Below are 17678 nucleotides of genomic sequence, written 5' to 3'. Positions count from 1 at the left end.
GAGATATCATGAAAGAGCGAGGCTTACTCATCGTATTTTCCGGCCCGTCGGGAGTTGGGAAGGGAACTGTTCGAAAGGAAATTTTCGAGAGTTCGGATAATAAATTTGAATATTCTGTGTCCATGACGACACGTCCACAAAGACCTGGAGAGGTTGATGGGGTAGATTATTTCTTCCGTAGCCGTGAGGAGTTTGAAGATTTGATTCGTCAGGGTCAGATGTTGGAATATGCTGAGTATGTTGGCAACTACTATGGAACTCCTTTGACCTATGTCAATCAAACACTTGATAAGGGCATCGATGTTTTCTTGGAAATTGAAGTACAGGGAGCTCTTCAAGTCAAGAAAAAAGTTCCAGATGGAGTTTTCATCTTCTTGACGCCACCAGATTTAGAAGAATTGCAAGACCGCTTGGTTGGTCGTGGGACAGATAGTGAGGAAGTCATTGCGCAACGTATCGAACGTGCCAAGGAAGAGATTGCCCTCATGCGCGAGTATGACTATGCGGTTGTCAATGATGAAGTTCCTTTGGCAGCAGAACGTGTCAAGCGAATTATCGAAGCAGAGCATTTCCGTGTCGATCGCGTAATCGGTCGTTATGATGAAATGATTCGTGATGTGAACAAGTAACAGAACCTTAACAGAAAGTAGAGAATAGAACTATGATGTTGAAACCATCTATCGATACCTTGTTGGACAAGGTACCATCTAAGTATTCCTTGGTCATTCTTGAGGCAAAACGTGCCCATGAATTAGAAGCTGGCGCAAAACCAACTCAAGAATTTACTTCCGTAAAGTCAACCCTTCGTGCCTTGGAAGAAATTGAATCAGGCAATGTGGTTATTCACCCAGATCCAGAAGCAAAACGTGAGGCAGTTCGTCGTCGTGCGGAAGAAGCGAAGCGTTTGGCAGAAGAGGAAGAGAAGAAAATCAAAGAACAAATCGCAAAAGAAAAAGAAGAAGGCGAAAAGATCTAATAGAAAACTCGGTTGGTTTTGCCATCCGGGTTTCTTTTCACTTATAATTATTGAAAGAGAGGAGGTTCTATGTTAGCAGAGGTCATTGTAGACGTTCCTTTGATGCAGACGGATCAAGCTTATTCTTATCGAGTTCCAGCTGACTTGGAAGAGGGACTCATGGTTGGCGTACGTGTCCATGTTCCCTTTGGCAAGGGCAATCGCCTCATTCAAGGGATTGTAGTTAACTTGATTGATGAAGATGATAGGCTTGATTTGCAGGAGTTGAAAGAGATTGCGGAAGTTTTGGACTATAGGCCTGTTCTCAATCAAGAGCAATTTTGGTTGGCTGACCAGATGAGGAAGTCGGTTTTCTCCTACAAAATTACTCTCTTGAAGGCTATGTTGCCCAGCTTGCTCAATTCGACCTATGACAAATTGCTCCGTCCAGGGCTTGGTTTGGAAATGGCAGAGCAGGTCAGTCTGTTCGGTGATAAGGACCAGATTCGTTTTTCTGACTTAGACGTGAAAGAGCAAGGAAAAATCATGCGTCTGGCCCAGTCTGGAAAAATTTTGGTTGACTATGTGGCCAAGGATAAAAAGCAAATCAAGACAGAAAAATGGTACCGAGTTTGTCTAGATAAATTGCAAGATGCAGACATCAGCAATCGGGCTAAAAAACGGCAGCAATTAAGAGAATTTCTTTTGACTCATCCTGAAGACCAGCTCCTTTCAAGCTTAAAAGCAGACTATTCAGCTGAGACGCTCCGCTATTTCCAAGAAAAGGGCTATATAGAAGTTTGGGAAGAGGAAGTGTCGCGGACTCAGGGAGTTTTTGATAAGGTGGAAAAAACGCAGGCCTTGGATTTGAATCCAGAGCAGGCGATTGCGGTTCGGGAGATTGTGGCCTCTATCGGTCAGGACAGTCAGACCTTTCTTCTTCAAGGAGTGACAGGTTCTGGGAAGACGGAGGTCTATCTCCAGGTCATTGACCAGGTGTTGAAAATGGAGAAAACGGCTATTATGCTGGTACCTGAAATTTCCTTGACCCCTCAGATGACCAATCGATTCATCTCTCGTTTTGGTCAGAAGGTTGCCATTCTCCACTCTGGACTGTCTGATGGAGAGAAGTATGATGAGTGGCGGAAGATTGAGGCAGGCAATGCCCAAGTAGTTGTCGGGGCTCGCTCGGCCATTTTTGCCCCTCTGACCAATTTGGGTGTTATCATCATTGATGAGGAGCATGAAGCGACCTACAAGCAGGACAGCAATCCACGCTATCATGCGCGTGATGTGGCAAAGTTGCGGGCAGACTATAATCGAGCGAATCTGGTTTTGGGTTCTGCTACGCCTAGCCTTGAAACACGGGCTCGGGCTAGTCGAGGTGTTTATGGTAGGTTAACGCTCAACCAACGTGCTAATCCCTTGGCTCGTATTCCAGAAGTGGAAGTTGTGGATTTCCGAGAATACATCGGTCAGCAGGAGGCTAGCAATTTCACCCCTGTTTTGATTGAGAAGATTAGAGAAAAGTTGGCTCGTAAGGAGCAGGTCGTTCTCATGTTGAATCGGCGTGGCTATTCTTCTTTTGTCATGTGTCGGGATTGTGGGACTGTGGACCAGTGTCCAAACTGTGATATTTCCCTAACGCTTCACATGGATACAAAAACCATGAATTGCCACTACTGTGGTTTTCAAAAAGGAATTCCCCAGACTTGTCCAAACTGTCAAAGTCGTTCCATTCGCTATTATGGAACTGGTACGCAAAAGGCCTACGATGAGTTACAGGAGCTCTTGCCAGAGGCTAGAATTTTGCGGATGGACGTAGATACCACAAAGAAAAAAGGGGCTCACGAGGACTTGCTCGAACGGTTTGGTCGGGGGGAAGCGGATATTCTTCTAGGAACCCAGATGATTGCCAAGGGCTTGGATTTTCCAAATGTGACCCTAGTTGGCGTGCTCAATGCGGATACGGCCCTCAATTTGCCTGATTTTCGTTCTTCTGAGCGAACCTTCCAGTTGCTAACTCAGGTGGCTGGTCGGGCTGGTCGAGCTGATAAGGAGGGGGAGGTCTTAATTCAGACCTACAACCCCAACCACTATGCTATTGCCTTTGCCAAAGAGCAGGACTATGAAGGTTTCTATCGTTATGAGATGGGCATTCGGAAAAATCTTGGCTATCCGCCTTACTATTTTACGGTTGGCTTAACCTTTTCACACAAGTCGGAAGAATTTGTCGTGAAAAAATCCTATGAAACAGTAGCCTTTCTCCGTCAACACTTAACGGAGGCTATTCAAATTTTGGGACCAACTCCCAAGCCCATTGCTAGAACCCATAATCTCTACCACTACCAAATTATCTTAAAATACCGTTACGAAGACAGTTTGGAAGAGGTGCTCAATCAGATTTTAGATTGGACGCAGGAGAGAGAAAACCAAGATTTGCGTTTGATTATTGATAATGAACCGCAGAATATGATGTAAGGTCTGGATAGGCCTTGCATTTTTTTGATTATATGCTTCAAATAAACCTTGAATTAAGGAAAAAATAAGCAAAAATGGTATAATTAAAGGATAATGGAATTAGTAGCAATGATTAAAGGAAAAGGAGATGAGAATACGAAGATGACCAAGTTGATTTTTATGGGAACGCCAGCGTTTTCTGCGACAGTCTTAAAAGGTCTTTTGGCGAATGACCAGTATGAAATTCTTGCTGTTGTTACCCAGCCTGACCGAGCTGTCGGTCGTAAAAAAGTCATTCAAATGACACCTGTGAAAGAAGTGGCTTTGGAGCACCATTTACCAGTCTATCAACCGGAAAAGTTATCAGGAAGTCAAGAAATGGCTGACCTGATGGACTTGGATGCAGACGGAATTGTGACGGCAGCTTTTGGGCAATTCCTACCAACCAAATTATTGAACTCAGTTGACTTTGCGGTCAATGTCCATGCCTCTCTTCTTCCTAAATACCGGGGTGGAGCCCCTATTCACTATGCCCTCATCAATGGGGATGAGCGAGCGGGTGTGACCATCATGGAAATGGTCAAGGAAATGGATGCAGGTGACATGATTTCCAGGGATAGCATTGCCATTGAAGAAACGGATAATGTTGGAACCTTGTTTAAAAAGTTGGCTGTTGTTGGACGGGATTTGCTATTGCAAACCTTGCCAGCCTACATTGCTGGGGATTTGAAACCAGTCGCTCAGAATCCAGAGCAAGTGACCTTCTCGCCCAATATTCAACCAGAAGAAGAAGTACTTGATTGGAATAAGACAGCACGTCAACTCTTCAATCAGATTCGCGGTATGTACCCATGGCCTGTAGCCCACACCTATTGGCAGGGGGAACGGTTTAAAATTCAAGAAGCTGTTGAAGTAGAAGGTTCAGGTCCAGTTGGTCAAGTCATTGCTCGAAGCAAGAAAGAATTGGTCATTGCGACAGGACAGGGAGCCCTTTCACTGAGAACGGTCCAGCCGGCTGGCAAGCCTAAAATGACCATTGCAGACTTCTTGAATGGTGCAGGTCGAGAGATTGCAGTAGGAGATCAATTTGGTGGTCAATAAAAACGAAACAGCCAGAAGTCTAGCCTTGTCTGTATTGGAAGATATCTTTGAACAAGGAGCTTATTCCAATATTGCACTCAATAAGGCCTTGGAAGCTTCGACTTTATCAGTACAGGACAAGGGATTGGCGACGGAGCTGGTCTATGGAACGGTTTCTCGGAAAATCACGCTGGAGTGGTACTTGGCCCATTTTATCGAAGATAGGGAAAAATTGGACTCCTGGGTTTATTATCTCTTGATGTTGAGTCTGTATCAGCTACTTTATTTGGATAAACTCCCAACTCATGCAGTGGTCAACGAAGCGGTTACTCTTGCCAAAAGAGGTCGTGGAGCGGACAAGTTTGTCAACGCCATACTGCGAAAAATAAGCCAATCGACTTTGCCAAATCCTGCTGATATCAAACGAAAGAATAAGCGATTATCTATCCAGTACTCTGTACCTGTTTGGCTGGTCCAAACCTTGATTGCAGAATATGGTGATGAGCGTGCAGAGAAAATTTTCCAAAGTCTGCATATTCGGAATAAGGCCAGCGTCCGTGTGACAGATAGTCAGCAAATAGATAGACTGGCAGAGGAACTAGATGCTCATCATTCTCCGTTATCCCCTGTCGGTTTGGTTAAGCCCCATGGACATTTTGCGGCTACGGCTTACTTTAAACAAGGGCTGATTGCCATTCAAGATGAAACCAGTCAATTGGTGGCGCCGACTTTGAAGATTCAAGGAGATGAAACAATCTTGGATGCCTGTGCAGCCCCTGGTGGCAAAACTTGCCACATGGCTAGCTACCTGACAAGTGGTAAAATCTTGGCCCTTGATTTGTATGAGCATAAACTGGCCTTGATTGAAGAAAATGCCAAACGATTAGGGCTAGTAGATAAGATTGAAACCAAACGTTTGGATGCCAGTTGTGTTCATGAGGAATTTGGTCCAGATACCTTTGATAAAATCCTAGTGGATGCCCCTTGTTCAGGTATTGGGCTCATTCGACGGAAGCCTGATATTCGTTACAACAAGGCGGCTATGGATTTTGAGAATTTAAAAACAATCCAATTGCAGATTTTGGACAGCGTTTGCCAAAGCCTGAAAATCGGTGGTATAATTACCTATAGCACCTGTACGATTATTGCTAAGGAAAATCAAGAGGTTATTGACGAGTTTTTACAAGCCCATCCCAATTTTGAGCAGGTTCTGTTAGAACATCCGCGAGCAGATATTATGGTGGATGGCTGCCTGTTGATTACCCCTGAACAATACCAGACGGATGGATTTTTCATTGGTCAATTTAGAAGAAAATCCTAGAATAAGAGGAGGAAGTTGCATAGCAACGAGAGAAAATTATGGAAATTGCATTACTTACTGACGTTGGACAAAAACGTTCGAACAACCAAGATTATATCAACTGTTATAAGAACCGTGCAGGTATCGACTTGGTGGTCTTGGCAGATGGCATGGGCGGACACCGTGCAGGTCATATTGCCAGTGAGATGGCTGCAACTGATTTGGGCGCTGCTTGGGTCGATACACAATTGGTAACCTTGAATGATGTCCGTGAATGGTTGATAGCTATTATCGATGCAGAAAATCAAAAAATCCATGAACTTGGGCAAACGGAAGAATACCGTGGAATGGGAACGACGCTAGAAGCAGTTGTGGTGATTGACAATCAGATGATTTATGCCCACGTTGGTGACTCTCGTATCGGTTTGGTCAGAAATGGGGAATATACTCGCTTAACCAATGATCATTCATTGGTAGGTGCCTTGGTTCGTGCAGGTCAATTGACAGAAGAAGAAGCTCTTCGTCATCCGCAGAAAAATATTGTGACCCAGTCTATTGGACAGGCGGAACCAATTGAGCCAGATATTGCCTTGAAAACTCTGGAAGTTGGTGATTACGTTCTGATTAACAGTGATGGACTGACCAATATGGTATCTACGGAAGATATCCGTGACATCATAGTGAGTGGTGTATCACTGGAAAGTAAGGCAGAAACCTTGGTGCGTTTCGCTAATAATGCAGGAGGTTTGGATAATATTACAGTAGGCTTGCTTCATATTACGGAGGAGGCTAGGTAATGATTCAAATCGGTAAGATCTTTGCTGGACGCTATCGGATTGTCCGGCAAATTGGTCGAGGCGGGATGGCGGATGTCTATCTGGCTAGGGATTTGATATTGGATGGGGAAGAAGTGGCTGTTAAGGTCCTTCGCACCAACTATCAAACCGACCAGATTGCCATCCAACGGTTCCAACGGGAAGCGCGTGCGATGGCGGACCTGGATCACCCAAATATTGTTCGTATTTCGGACATTGGTGAGGAAGATGGTCAACAGTATCTAGCCATGGAATACATCAACGGCCTTGACTTGAAACGCTATATCAAGGAGAATGCTCCTCTTTCAAACGATGTAGCAGTTCGTATCATGGGACAAATTCTCCTAGCTATGCGAATGGCCCATACTCGTGGTATTGTCCATAGGGACCTGAAACCTCAGAATGTTATCTTGACATCAAGTGGTGTCGCTAAGGTAACGGACTTTGGTATTGCGGTAGCCTTTGCGGAAACCAGTTTGACCCAAACCAACTCCATGCTGGGCTCTGTCCACTATCTTTCACCGGAGCAGGCGCGTGGTTCTAAAGCAACTATTCAAAGTGACATCTATGCAATGGGGATTATTTTGTTTGAAATGCTAACAGGACGCATTCCCTATGACGGCGATAGTGCTGTGACCATTGCTCTCCAGCATTTTCAAAAACCACTGCCATCCGTTAGGGAAGAGAATGCAAATGTCCCTCAGGCCTTGGAAAATGTAGTCTTAAAAGCGACAGCTAAAAAATTAGGTGAGCGCTATAAGTCTGTTGCAGAAATGTACACAGACCTAGCCTCATCCTTGTCCTTGGATCGTAGGAATGAACCAAAAATTGTTTTAGAAGAGAACAAGGTTGATACAAAAACCTTGCCTAAGTTATCGCAGGCAAATGTTGATATCAAACCAGCAGCTAGTGCAGAGGCTGTCAAAACTAAGGCTGATAAACAGCCGACAGGTAAGCAGGACAACTCGAAACAAAAAGCAGTTGCTAAACCAGTAGCCAAGGCTAGACAAGGGGTTCGAACCCGTTTCAAAGTCTTATTTGGTGTATTCCTTTTGACCCTCATGGCAGTTGGTTTGATGTTCTTCAACTCACCAAAAACGGTTACGGTGCCGAATGTAGCAGGACAAACTGTTGAGAAGGCACAAGAGATGATTGAAATTGCTGGATTGGAAGTAGGCAATGTTACAAAAGAAGCAACCAATGAAGTGGCTGAAGGTTTGGTTATTCGGACTTCTCCAGGCGCTAATTCTTCCAAGCGCCAGGGAAGCAAGATTGACCTGATTATTGCAACTGCTGCTATGGTCGCTATTCCAGATGTCAGTGGTAAAGACCAGGCTACTGCTCAACAAGAATTGGAAGCGCTCGGATTACAGGTGTCTGTTAAAGAGGAGTATAGCCTAACAGTTGATAGAGGCCTAGTCATTAAGACAGATCCAGAAGTCAATGCATCAGCTGAAAAAGGTAGTAGCATCACACTCTACGTTTCTAAAGGAGTTGTGGTACCAAATGTGATTGGAAGAAGCCAGGAATCAGCCGCCCAAATGCTTCAAGATGCAGGTTTCTACATCGGAACTGTTACACAGGTCTATAGTTCATCTGTCGAGGCTGGTCAAGTCATTAGTACAGATCCAGTAGCTGATACTGAACTTGAAAGAGGATCAGTCATCAATTTGGAGGTATCCAAAGGCAAGGAATTGATCATGCCTGATTTAACTTCTGGTCACCTCACCTATTCACAGGCCAGCAGCCAACTGCAAACCTTGGGTGTCAAGGTTGCCAATATCGAAAAACAAGAGGATAGGAGTTACTATTCAACTACAAGTGATATTGTTATTGGTCAATATCCAGCAGCAGGTAGTACTATCGAGGGGACCGTTACTCTTTATGTATCGGTAGCCTCAGCTGCTACTAGCTCAGAGAGTTCTTCGACTAGCTCGACAATCAGTAGTATATCTTCTTCTAGTTCATCCTCTGCTTCTACATCAGATAGTGGACAGTAGTTTATAGGGGCACATCCCTTTGTAATTATGTTTTTTGCCTTGTTCAAAGGCGCAGAGGGGCTTTGTTAGACTGAATTCTTGCATTTAATAAACCACTTGGACTTGGGTTCTTCTTCTAGCAAGAAGGGCTCAGGTCCTTTTTGCTAACGTAGGATAAACTTGTAGTATTTCCTACCCTGGTCGGAGTTCTTTTATCTAAAATTTGTTACAATAGTAAAGAAAGGATGCGATTATGAGAAAAGTTCAATTTTTCCTGCTGATAGAAAGTATGCTTTTTACTATGGCAGCTTTTGATGTCGTTGCCAATGAGGCCAGTCGGACCTTGTTGCTCTTCTCAGCCTTACTCTTACTGGCCTGGTATTTTCTAGGACGGCGTTTAAATAGTGTCTTATTAGTCAGCTCGCTGTCATTGTTATTTCTGGTGTTTGTCTTAAATCCCTATTTCATCATAGGGGTTATGCTCCTGGTTGTTTATATGTTTGTCAATTTCTTCTCACGTTATGAGAAACGCAATCAGTACACTCAGATTGTATTTAGCGACTATGCTCTGCAAGTGCAAAAAGAAAAAAATAGGTGGTTTGGCAATCATGACCATTCACAAGACCGTTTTGGTTTTGAGGATATCAATATTGTCCGTTTGTTTGGCAATGATGTAGTCGATTTGGATAAGACAGTCTTGGTGGGGCGAGATAATATTGTCGTCATTCGAAAAACTTTTGGCAGGACAAAAATTATCGTTCCAATCGATGTGGAGGTTTCTTTGACAGCCACCACTGTTTATGGAAAAGTAACCTTCCTTGAACATTCGACTTGGGATTTACGAAATGAGAGTATCGCTATCAATAGCCCCGACTATCAAGAATCTCATAAACGCGTTAAGGTTGTGACAAATAATATTTTCGGAGATGTGGAGGTAGTTCGCGTATGAGAAAACGTACCTATTTCCTCCTGGCTTGGTTTGCCAGTCTGATTGTATTTGTGGTCATTTCTTCTACCCTCCCCCTCCTCAACCATTCGCTCTTAGATGTTAATCTATGGACGTCTACAGAACAACTTGTTTTTACTCTTATTCTTTTAGTTATCGTACTGACTCTCTTTTTAGCGGTCATGGTTCAAACGGTTAGTCTGGCTTCGACTCAGGTTATGCGAGCAAAGTTACAGGCTATTTTGAAAAATAAAAGTATCCGAACAGATAGTGAAAATGATCAACTCTTACTTCAATTGTCGGACAAGGTGAGGACGTTGACCCGTCAAGTCCAGTTGGTAGATAATCAAGATTTAGTTAAGCGAGAGGAAATTGTTGAGGGCGAACGAAAACGGATTGCCAGAGATTTGCATGATACGGTCAGCCAAGAATTGTTTGCGACCAGTATGATTTTGTCTGGTCTGTCCTCTAGTTTACCTAATCTGCCCCAGGAAACCTTGCAGGAGCAGTTGGTTTTGGTCAAGGATATGATTGAGTCTGCCCAGAGGGATTTGCGGATTTTACTACTTCATCTCCGACCAAGTGAGCTAGAGAGCAAGACCTTGGTAGAAGGCTTCGAACTCATTTTACGAGAGGTCAGTGACAAGAGTAATATCATCGTCCATTTTCAACATGAAGTAGACGAGCTACCAAAGCTGATCGAGGAACACCTCTTTCGAATTGCTCAGGAAATTATCAGCAATACCCTGCGTCATGCCAAGGCCAAGCATCTGGATGTTTATCTTATCCAAAAAGAAACTGAGTTACAGCTAAAAATGACGGATGACGGAGTTGGTTTTCAGCAAGAGGAGGGCGGCGACCTTAGTTATGGTTTGCAAAATATTCGGGAACGGGTGGAAGATATGGCAGGAAGCATTCAGATCCGTTCAGCCTTGAATAAGGGTGTTGCCATTGATATCCGTATCCCATTATTGAAAGGAAAAGAAGATGAATACGATTCGAGTGATGCTAGTTGACGATCATGAAATGGTTCGTCTAGGTTTAAAAAGTTATTTAAATTTACAGGCAGATGTGGAAGTTGTAGCAGAAGCTAGCGATGGTGAAGAGGGTCTGAGAAAAGCCCTGGAAGTCAAGCCAGATGTGGTGGTCATGGACTTGGTTATGCCAAAGATGACAGGTGTAGAAGCTACCTTAGCTCTTCTTAAGGAATGGCCTCAAGCACAGATTGTCATTTTGACTTCCTACCTTGACAATGAGAAAATTTATCCAGTTCTAGAAGCAGGTGCTAAAGGATATATGTTAAAAACCTCTAGTGCTGATGAGATTTTAACAGCCATTCGCAAGGTGGCGCGTGGGGAATTTGCCATTGAAACCGAAGTGGAGAAAAAAGTAGAACACCATAAACGCCACCCAGACTTGCATGATGATTTGACAGCCCGTGAACGTGAAATATTAACCCTATTAGCCAAGGGATATGACAACCAACGAATTGCGGATGAGTCCTTTATTTCCTTAAAAACAGTTAAAACCCACGTTTCAAATATCCTATCTAAACTGGCTGTCAGCGATAGGACCCAAGCGGTTGTCTACGCTTTTCAACATGGCCTGGTAGCACAAGAGGAAGAATAATGGTATAATGGGAACAAGTTCGTTTCTAGAAAGGGTGTCGATATAGTGGATGCAAAATTAAAATACAAAGCAAAGAAAGTAAAGATTGTCTTTTTCGATATTGATGATACCTTGCGTGTCAAAAATACGGGTTATATTCCTGATTCTATTCAACAAGTTTTTAAATCCTTGAAAGAAAAGGGGATTTTAACCGGAATAGCATCTGGTCGGACACCCTATGGTTTGGTGCCAGAAATTAAGGCCCTCCAGCCAGATTTCTTTGCTATGATTAACGGTTCCTATGTTGAAGATGCCAAAGGAAAGCTTGTTCATCACCAACCGCTTCCTCAGGACCTAGTAGAAAAAGTGATTGCCTGGACCAAGGAAGTTGGTATTGAATATGGTTTACTGGGTAGCCAAAAAGGCACCTTGTCTGCTCGTACAGAACGAATTAGTCAGGTGATTGATTTAATTTACGAAGGCCTGGAAACAGACCCAGAATTTTATAAGGACAATGCCATTTATCAGATGTTGACCTTTGAGAAGGATGGACAGGAAGTTGAATTACCAGAAGACTTGCAGGCAGACTTACGTACGGTTCGTTGGGATGCTATCTCATCGGATATTGTCCTAAAAGACTCCTCCAAGGCTGCTGGTGTGGCTAAAGTAGTTGAAAAACTTGGTTTGAAACCTGAAAATGTCCTTGTTTTTGGTGATGGACTAAATGACATTGAATTATTTGACTATGCAGGTATTAGCATTGCTATGGGGCATTCCCATCCAGAACTGCAAAAGCGTGCAGATTATATTACAAAAAAAGTAGAAGAAGATGGCATTTTTGATGCCTTGGAGAAATTAGGTTTGGTAGAAAAAGAAAAATACTTCCCGCAACTAGATCTGGAGAAATTTGAAGGACCGGTAGCTCGTATTAAGACCAATCATGGTGAGTTAACCCTAAAACTCTTCCCAGAAATTGCTCCGAAGACAGTCGCTAACTTTATCGCTCTGTCTAAGGATGGTTATTATGACGGCATTATTTTCCACCGTATTATCAAGGATTTCATGATTCAAGGTGGTGACCCAACTGGTACAGGTATGGGTGGTGAGTCCATTTATGGCGCTTCATTTGAAGATGAGTTTTCAATGGAAGCCTTCAATCTTCGTGGCGCCTTGTCTATGGCCAATGCAGGACCGAACACCAATGGAAGCCAGTTCTTTATCGTTCAAAATCAAAACTTCCCCTACAATGCCAAAGAATTAGAGCGTGGAGGCTGGCCAAAAGAAATTGCAGCTGCCTATGTTGAAAATGGGGGGACTCCACATTTAGACCAACGTCATACCGTATTCGGTCATTTGGTAGATGAGGCATCATTTGCAGTACTTGATGCAATAGCTGAGGTTGATACAGATTCAGCAGACCGCCCACTTGAAGATGTGGTGATTGAAACCATCGAAATTGAGGATTAAGATGAGGATTGGTGATAAGATCAAAGGAACGGTATCGGGAATTCAACCCTACGGAGCCTTTGTAGATTTAGAAAATGGCACGACAGGTTTGATCCATATTTCCGAAATCAAGACAGGTTTTGTGGATAACATCTACGACCATGTCAAGATTGGTCAAGAGGTCTTGGTACAGGTGGTTGATTTTGATGAATACACAGAAAAAGCCAGCCTATCTATCCGAACGCTTGAAGAAGAACAGCAAAAAATTCCTCGACACCACAGATTTACCAATGAACGAAATAAAATCGGCTTTAGTCCGTTGGCTAAAAGTCTTCCGAGATGGATCCAGGAAGCTAAAGAATACCTCAAAGAACAAAAAGAAAAGAAGGTTTAGGGAAGAACTCCCAACCTTCTTTTTTCTAGTTATAGCCATTTAGTTTATCTTTGATTACTTCGTTAACTCGCTTTGCCGTACTCTGTAGGGGTGACTTGCTCCGCAAGTGCTATTTCCAACCTTATACAGCCATTAGACTGTATAAGCAACCTGCAGCTCGTTGCCTTGTACTAAAAGCAAACTAAACGACTATATCAAATTCGTAGAGGGCAGTAGACAAGTAACGTTCCCCGTTATCTGCCAAGATAGCCAATACTTTTTTACCAGCACCCAATTCTTTCGCAATTTCGATAGCTGCGTGGATAGCTGCACCAGATGAAATCCCAACTAGGAAACCTTCCTGTCCACCAATTGCACGGCCAGTAGCCAAAGCATCATCAGATTTGACACGGATAATACCGTCGTAGGCTGCCGTATCGAGTGTATCAGGGATGAAACCAGCTGAAATTCCTTGGATTTTGTGAGGTCCAGGAGCTTCACCAGACAGCACAGCGGACTCGTCAGCTTCTACGGCATAGATGGCAATGTTTGGGTTAGCCGCTTTCAATACATGTGAAACACCTGATACGGTACCACCTGTACCGACACCTGATACAAAGGCATCCAGACCAGTTGCACCAAAGTCTTCCAAAATTTCCTGTCCTGTTGTATCTTCATGAACTTTTGGGTTGGATGGATTGGCAAACTGGAATGGCACCCAGCCATTTTTCTCTTCGGCAATTTCTTTTGCCTTGGCAATGGCACCCTTCATACCTTCACTACCAGGTGTCAAGACAAGCTCAGCACCATAAGCCTGAATGATCTTACGACGCTCAATACTCATGGTTTCAGGCATAACGATAATCACCTTGTAGCCCTTAGCTGCACCGACCCAAGCAAGTCCGATACCAGTATTTCCACTTGTCGGCTCAACGATAGTGTCGCCAGGCTTGATAGTACCAGCCTTTTCAGCATCTTCGATCATAGCCAAGGCGATACGGTCTTTGACAGAAGAACCTGGGTTAAAGGCTTCTAACTTAACATAGACATCCGCTGCTCCCTCAGGAACAATATTGTTAAGCTTGATAATCGGAGTTTTTCCAACTAATTGCGTAATATTTTGATAAATAGCCATAAGGCACCTCCAAATCATGTTACCACTAGTATATAGTAGAATAGCTAAAAAGTATAATATAAAAAAACTATCTAAGTGATAGTCTTTTTTTAATGGACAGGCACCTCAACGATACGGCTATCGGTCTTTTCCGCCTGAACTTTTCCATGGTAAAACTCCGTCAGGCTAGCCAAAGTTTCTTCCAAATGTTCCTTATCCACAAAAATCATGGTTGACACCTCGGTCGTGAATTGGGTATCAAACTCTTCCAGACCTCGCTCCGCACGCCAATTGGCAAATTCTTGGTACTGAGCATAGGACATGGTGATGGAAATTCCTTCCTGTTCCTTGACTTCCACAACCCCAACTTCTTTGACAGCACTAGCAACTGCACCAGCGTAGGCACGGATTAGACCGCCAGCACCTAACTTGATACCACCAAAATAGCGAGTAACCACCGTTGCGACATTGGTCAGCTCGTGATTTTCTAAAACAGTTAGCATGGGGACGCCAGCAGTTCCTGAAGGTTCCCCGTCATCTGAGGAACGCTTGATTTCCATATTTTTTCCAAGGACAAAGGCAGAGCAGTTATGGGTGGCCTTGTAATGTTCTTTTTTGATCTTGTTGATAAAGTCGCGAGCCTCTTCCTCACTAGTTACTCGCTTCATAAAACAGATAAAACGAGATTTCTTAATTTCTTCTTCAACAATACCGTCTTCTTTAATCGTCTTAAATTCTTTCATAAGCAAATTGTACTAATTTTTTTCAAAACTGACAAGAAATTCCGAATAAATAAGTGATGAAAGAATTAGAACATTATTATGGAAGACTATTTACCAAATATCAATTGACCCCAGCAGAGCGAGAAAAAGCAGAGAAGCTATCCAGTGTCACAGACAAGAATGCCTGCTTTCGCTGTGGTACAACTTTCGAAGAAGAAAACAAATTGCCAAACGATGCCTACTACTGTCGATCCTGTTTGCTTCTAGGCAGAGTACGGTCAGATGAAGAACTCTATCATTTTCCACAGAAAGACTTCCCTGTAAATTCTTGCTTAACATGGAGAGGCAAATTAACGGACTGGCAACAAGGGATTTCTGACGGTTTGCTAGCAAATGTTGAGCAAAGACAGGCGACCTTGGTTCATGCTGTAACAGGAGCAGGAAAAACAGAGATGATTTATCATACAGTTGCTTCTGTGATTGACAAAGGTGGGGCAGTCTGTCTGGCCAGTCCACGAATTGATGTCTGCATCGAACTCTATAAGCGACTGCAAAATGACTTTTCAGTCCCCATTAGTCTCTTACACGGAGAGTCCGAACCCTATTTCCGAACGCCTCTCGTTGTTGCAACGACACATCAGTTGTTAAAATTTTATCAGGCCTTTGATTTGGTTTTGATTGATGAAGTAGACGCCTTCCCCTACGCAGACAACCCCATGCTTTATCGAGCGGCAGATAATGCGGCCAAGGAAGACGGTGTTCAAGTATTTTTGACAGCAACATCAACAGATGAATTGGATAAAAAAGTCAAAACAGGCAAACTAAAACGCCTCAGCCTACCCAGACGTTTTCATGGAAATCCACTTGTTGTGCCGCAAAAGGTTTGGTTTTCCAAGTTTGATGCCAACCTAAAGCAAAATAAACTGGTCCCCAAACTTACGAAGGCGATCCAAGAACAGAGAAAATCAGGCTTTCCCTTGCTCATTTTTGTACCAGAAATTTCCAAAGGTCAAGATTTTGCTAAGATAATGGAAAAAACATTTCCAGATGAAACAATTGGCTTTGTATCCAGTCAAACTGAAAATCGTCTTGAAATAGTAGAAGGCTTTCGCAATAAAGACGTTACAATCCTAATTTCTACCACCATTCTAGAACGTGGGGTAACCTTCCCTGGTGTTGATGTCATCGTTGTCCAAGCTAATCATTACCTCTACACCTCATCCAGTCTTGTGCAGATTGCAGGTCGAGTCGGCAGGAGTATGGATCGTCCGACTGGCCTACTCCAGTTTTTCCACGAGGGGTCTACCCGTTCCATTGAAAAGGCCATTGCTGAGATCAAACAAATGAACAAGGAGGCCGGCTATGTCTAATTGCTTACTATGTGATCAAAACTTGAAAACCAGACAAACCTTCTCTGAACTTATTTTCTTTGGTAAGCCCCAGTCAGGAGTTTGTCATGCTTGTCTTGTTACTTTTGAAAAAATAGCAGAGCACCACTGTCCGCATTGTTTTAAAAGCGGAGAAGAAGGCAGCTGCAAGGATTGTCGCTACTGGCTAAGCCAAGGAAAATCAGTTTCCCACACGGCCATTTTTCAGTACAATGAAGCCATGGCAGCATACTTTAGCCGATACAAATTTCAAGGCGACTATATTCTCAGAAAAATCTTTGCATCAGAACTCAAAAAAGCACTAGCAGATTTTTCCGATTACACCATCGTTCCCATTCCACTCAGTCAAGAACGATTGGAAGAACGAGGTTTTAACCAGGTGACTGGTTTATTAGAAGCTGCTAAGATTCCTTATCGAGAATTACTGGGCAAACGAGATAGCCAAAAACAATCTTCGAAAAGTCGAGAAGAGAGGTTAGAAACAGAACAAACATTTTTCTTATTAGAAGAAAAAAATCTGCCAGAAAAAATTTTATTAGTTGATGATATTTACACAACAGGGGCTACAATCCAGCTTGCCACAAGGCTTTTCATGAAAACAAGTCAGAAAGAAATCAAAACATTTTCACTTGCAAGGTAAGAAAACGGTTGCAATATTCTTATAATGTGATATAATAATAGTGAAGAAAGGCGAAAGCCAAGAAAGAGGTACTAATATGATTAAATTCAGTATTCGTGGAGAAAACCTTGAAGTTACAGAAGCACTTCGTACTTATGTAGAAGAGAAAGTGGCAAAGATTGAGAAATACTTCAATGAGGACCAAGAGTTGAATGCGAAGGTCAATCTAAAAGTTTACCGTGATAAACGTGCCAAAGTGGAAGTGACGATTCCAGTAGGAACTGTTACTCTGCGTGCAGAAGATATTTCACAAGAAATGTATGGCTCTATCGACCTTGTAGTGGATAAGATTGAACGTCAAATTCGCCGTAATAAAACTAAGATTGAAAGAAAACACCGTCAAAAAGTTGCCACAGGCCAAGTCTTTACTGATGAACTTGTAGAACAAGTTGAAGAAGAAGTAAAAGTTGTTCGTACCAAACAAGTTGACTTGAAACCAATGGATATGGAAGAAGCTATCCTTCAATTAGAATTGCTAGGACATGACTTCTTTATCTATACTGATGCCAACGACGGAACAACCAATGTCCTATATAAACGTGAGGACGGAGATCTGGGACTTTTAGAAGTTCGCCAATAAGCATACTGAACAGCTACACCTGTAGCTGTTTTTCGTTACCAAAAAATCTACAAAAAGAGTTGACAACAGGAAATGAAGATGATAGAATAACTGAGTTGTCTTTTAGAGAACCTGTTAACCGTTTGAAAAAAAGTTTCAAAAAGTAGTTGACAAGGTCAAATGAAGATGATAGAATAATTGAGTTGTCAAATCTGAAGTGGCACAACACAAAAAAGAAATGAAAAAAAGTTTCA

General features: G+C 42.9%; 17 protein-coding genes. 15 read left to right on the top strand and 2 right to left on the bottom strand.

Annotated elements, in window-relative coordinates:
• Nucleotides 1-8: 8 nt before the first annotated feature.
• The 12 genes from gmk to C1G49_RS01785 all read left to right on the top strand — a co-directional run bounded on the left by gmk (nt 9) and on the right by C1G49_RS01785 (nt 12983).
• A complete protein-coding gene (gene gmk, locus C1G49_RS01840; RefSeq protein ID WP_043025413.1) occupies nt 9-629 on the top strand; it encodes a guanylate kinase in 621 nt (206 codons plus the stop codon).
• Between the two features lie 32 nt (nt 630-661).
• A complete protein-coding gene (gene rpoZ, locus C1G49_RS01835) occupies nt 662-976 on the top strand; it encodes a DNA-directed RNA polymerase subunit omega (protein WP_004195201.1) in 315 nt (104 codons plus the stop codon).
• A gap of 69 nt (nt 977-1045) precedes the next feature.
• A complete protein-coding gene (locus C1G49_RS01830; protein WP_105124387.1) occupies nt 1046-3436 on the top strand; it encodes a primosomal protein N' in 2391 nt (796 codons plus the stop codon).
• A gap of 141 nt (nt 3437-3577) precedes the next feature.
• Nucleotides 3578-4516: a methionyl-tRNA formyltransferase gene (gene fmt, locus C1G49_RS01825; protein WP_105124452.1), complete on the top strand. Its 939-nt coding sequence runs from the start codon at nt 3578-3580 to the stop codon at nt 4514-4516.
• The gene (gene rsmB, locus C1G49_RS01820; RefSeq protein WP_105124386.1) at nt 4503-5816 is read left to right on the top strand and encodes a 16S rRNA (cytosine(967)-C(5))-methyltransferase RsmB; all 1314 of its coding nucleotides are present in this window, start codon (nt 4503-4505) and stop codon (nt 5814-5816) included. The genes fmt and rsmB overlap by 14 nt, the downstream gene beginning before the upstream one ends.
• A gap of 38 nt (nt 5817-5854) precedes the next feature.
• The gene (locus tag C1G49_RS01815; RefSeq protein WP_105124385.1) at nt 5855-6592 is read left to right on the top strand and encodes a Stp1/IreP family PP2C-type Ser/Thr phosphatase; all 738 of its coding nucleotides are present in this window, start codon (nt 5855-5857) and stop codon (nt 6590-6592) included.
• A complete protein-coding gene (gene pknB / locus C1G49_RS01810) occupies nt 6592-8610 on the top strand; it encodes a Stk1 family PASTA domain-containing Ser/Thr kinase (RefSeq protein WP_105124384.1) in 2019 nt (672 codons plus the stop codon). Before C1G49_RS01815 ends, pknB begins: the two co-directional genes overlap by 1 nt.
• A 232-nt stretch (nt 8611-8842) precedes the next feature.
• Nucleotides 8843-9538 carry a cell wall-active antibiotics response protein LiaF gene (gene liaF, locus C1G49_RS01805; RefSeq protein ID WP_105117727.1) on the top strand — a complete coding sequence of 232 codons (696 nt, stop codon included), beginning with the start codon at nt 8843-8845 and terminating at the stop codon, nt 9536-9538.
• Nucleotides 9535-10551, top strand: coding sequence for a sensor histidine kinase (locus tag C1G49_RS01800; RefSeq protein WP_105124383.1), 1017 nt, complete (start codon nt 9535-9537; stop codon nt 10549-10551). Before liaF ends, C1G49_RS01800 begins: the two co-directional genes overlap by 4 nt.
• Nucleotides 10523-11164: a response regulator transcription factor gene (locus C1G49_RS01795; RefSeq protein WP_105124382.1), complete on the top strand. Its 642-nt coding sequence runs from the start codon at nt 10523-10525 to the stop codon at nt 11162-11164. Before C1G49_RS01800 ends, C1G49_RS01795 begins: the two co-directional genes overlap by 29 nt.
• 45 nt (nt 11165-11209) lie before the next feature.
• Nucleotides 11210-12610: a bifunctional Cof-type HAD-IIB family hydrolase/peptidylprolyl isomerase gene (locus C1G49_RS01790; protein ID WP_105124381.1), complete on the top strand. Its 1401-nt coding sequence runs from the start codon at nt 11210-11212 to the stop codon at nt 12608-12610.
• A 1-nt stretch (nt 12611) separates the two neighbouring features.
• On the top strand, nt 12612-12983 hold the full coding sequence (locus C1G49_RS01785) for a S1 RNA-binding domain-containing protein (protein ID WP_105117730.1): 372 nt from the start codon (nt 12612-12614) through the stop codon (nt 12981-12983).
• Between the two features lie 181 nt (nt 12984-13164).
• On the opposite strand, the gene cysK is transcribed toward C1G49_RS01785, so the two are convergent.
• Together cysK and C1G49_RS01775 are read right to left on the bottom strand one after the other, a co-directional pair.
• Complete coding sequence (gene cysK, locus C1G49_RS01780) at nt 13165-14097, bottom strand: cysteine synthase A (protein WP_105124380.1); 933 nt, start codon at nt 14095-14097, stop codon at nt 13165-13167.
• 89 nt (nt 14098-14186) lie between these two features.
• Nucleotides 14187-14819, bottom strand: a complete 633-nt coding sequence (locus tag C1G49_RS01775; RefSeq protein ID WP_161942067.1) for a YigZ family protein — start codon at nt 14817-14819, stop codon at nt 14187-14189.
• 56 nt (nt 14820-14875) lie between these two features.
• Here C1G49_RS01775 and C1G49_RS01770 point away from each other — a divergent pair, with 56 nt between their 5' ends.
• The 3 genes from C1G49_RS01770 to hpf all read left to right on the top strand — a co-directional run bounded on the left by C1G49_RS01770 (nt 14876) and on the right by hpf (nt 17445).
• Nucleotides 14876-16168, top strand: coding sequence for a DEAD/DEAH box helicase (locus C1G49_RS01770; protein WP_105124378.1), 1293 nt, complete (start codon nt 14876-14878; stop codon nt 16166-16168).
• The gene (locus C1G49_RS01765; protein ID WP_105124377.1) at nt 16161-16826 is read left to right on the top strand and encodes a ComF family protein; all 666 of its coding nucleotides are present in this window, start codon (nt 16161-16163) and stop codon (nt 16824-16826) included. Before C1G49_RS01770 ends, C1G49_RS01765 begins: the two co-directional genes overlap by 8 nt.
• A 76-nt stretch (nt 16827-16902) precedes the next feature.
• Complete coding sequence (gene hpf / locus C1G49_RS01760) at nt 16903-17445, top strand: ribosome hibernation-promoting factor, HPF/YfiA family (protein WP_105124376.1); 543 nt, start codon at nt 16903-16905, stop codon at nt 17443-17445.
• Nucleotides 17446-17678: the final 233 nt, after the last annotated feature.

It is taken from the genome of Streptococcus suis (assembly GCF_002960625.1).
Taxonomy (GTDB): Bacteria; Bacillota; Bacilli; order Lactobacillales; family Streptococcaceae; genus Streptococcus; species Streptococcus suis_T.
Note: the sequence above shows the minus strand (reverse complement) of the source record. Positions and strands in the feature narration are given on the sequence as shown.

Bases quoted from the DNA above. Each gene is read 5' to 3' on its own strand.
- gmk (WP_043025413.1), top strand. From the start codon at position 9: ATGAAAGAGCGAGGCTTACTCATCGTATTTTCCGGCCCGTCGGGAGTT.
- fmt (WP_105124452.1), top strand. From the start codon at position 3,578: ATGACCAAGTTGATTTTTATGGGAACGCCAGCGTTTTCTGCGACAGTC.
- hpf (WP_105124376.1), top strand. From the start codon at position 16,903: ATGATTAAATTCAGTATTCGTGGAGAAAACCTTGAAGTTACAGAAGCA.
- C1G49_RS01765 (WP_105124377.1), top strand. From the start codon at position 16,161: ATGTCTAATTGCTTACTATGTGATCAAAACTTGAAAACCAGACAAACC.
- C1G49_RS01830 (WP_105124387.1), top strand. From the start codon at position 1,046: ATGTTAGCAGAGGTCATTGTAGACGTTCCTTTGATGCAGACGGATCAA.
- C1G49_RS01775 (WP_161942067.1), bottom strand. From the start codon at position 14,819: ATGAAAGAATTTAAGACGATTAAAGAAGACGGTATTGTTGAAGAAGAA.
- C1G49_RS01795 (WP_105124382.1), top strand. From the start codon at position 10,523: ATGAATACGATTCGAGTGATGCTAGTTGACGATCATGAAATGGTTCGT.
- pknB (WP_105124384.1), top strand. From the start codon at position 6,592: ATGATTCAAATCGGTAAGATCTTTGCTGGACGCTATCGGATTGTCCGG.
- C1G49_RS01800 (WP_105124383.1), top strand. From the start codon at position 9,535: ATGAGAAAACGTACCTATTTCCTCCTGGCTTGGTTTGCCAGTCTGATT.
- liaF (WP_105117727.1), top strand. From the start codon at position 8,843: ATGAGAAAAGTTCAATTTTTCCTGCTGATAGAAAGTATGCTTTTTACT.
- C1G49_RS01785 (WP_105117730.1), top strand. From the start codon at position 12,612: ATGAGGATTGGTGATAAGATCAAAGGAACGGTATCGGGAATTCAACCC.
- C1G49_RS01770 (WP_105124378.1), top strand. From the start codon at position 14,876: ATGAAAGAATTAGAACATTATTATGGAAGACTATTTACCAAATATCAA.
- rpoZ (WP_004195201.1), top strand. From the start codon at position 662: ATGATGTTGAAACCATCTATCGATACCTTGTTGGACAAGGTACCATCT.
- C1G49_RS01815 (WP_105124385.1), top strand. From the start codon at position 5,855: ATGGAAATTGCATTACTTACTGACGTTGGACAAAAACGTTCGAACAAC.
- cysK (WP_105124380.1), bottom strand. From the start codon at position 14,097: ATGGCTATTTATCAAAATATTACGCAATTAGTTGGAAAAACTCCGATT.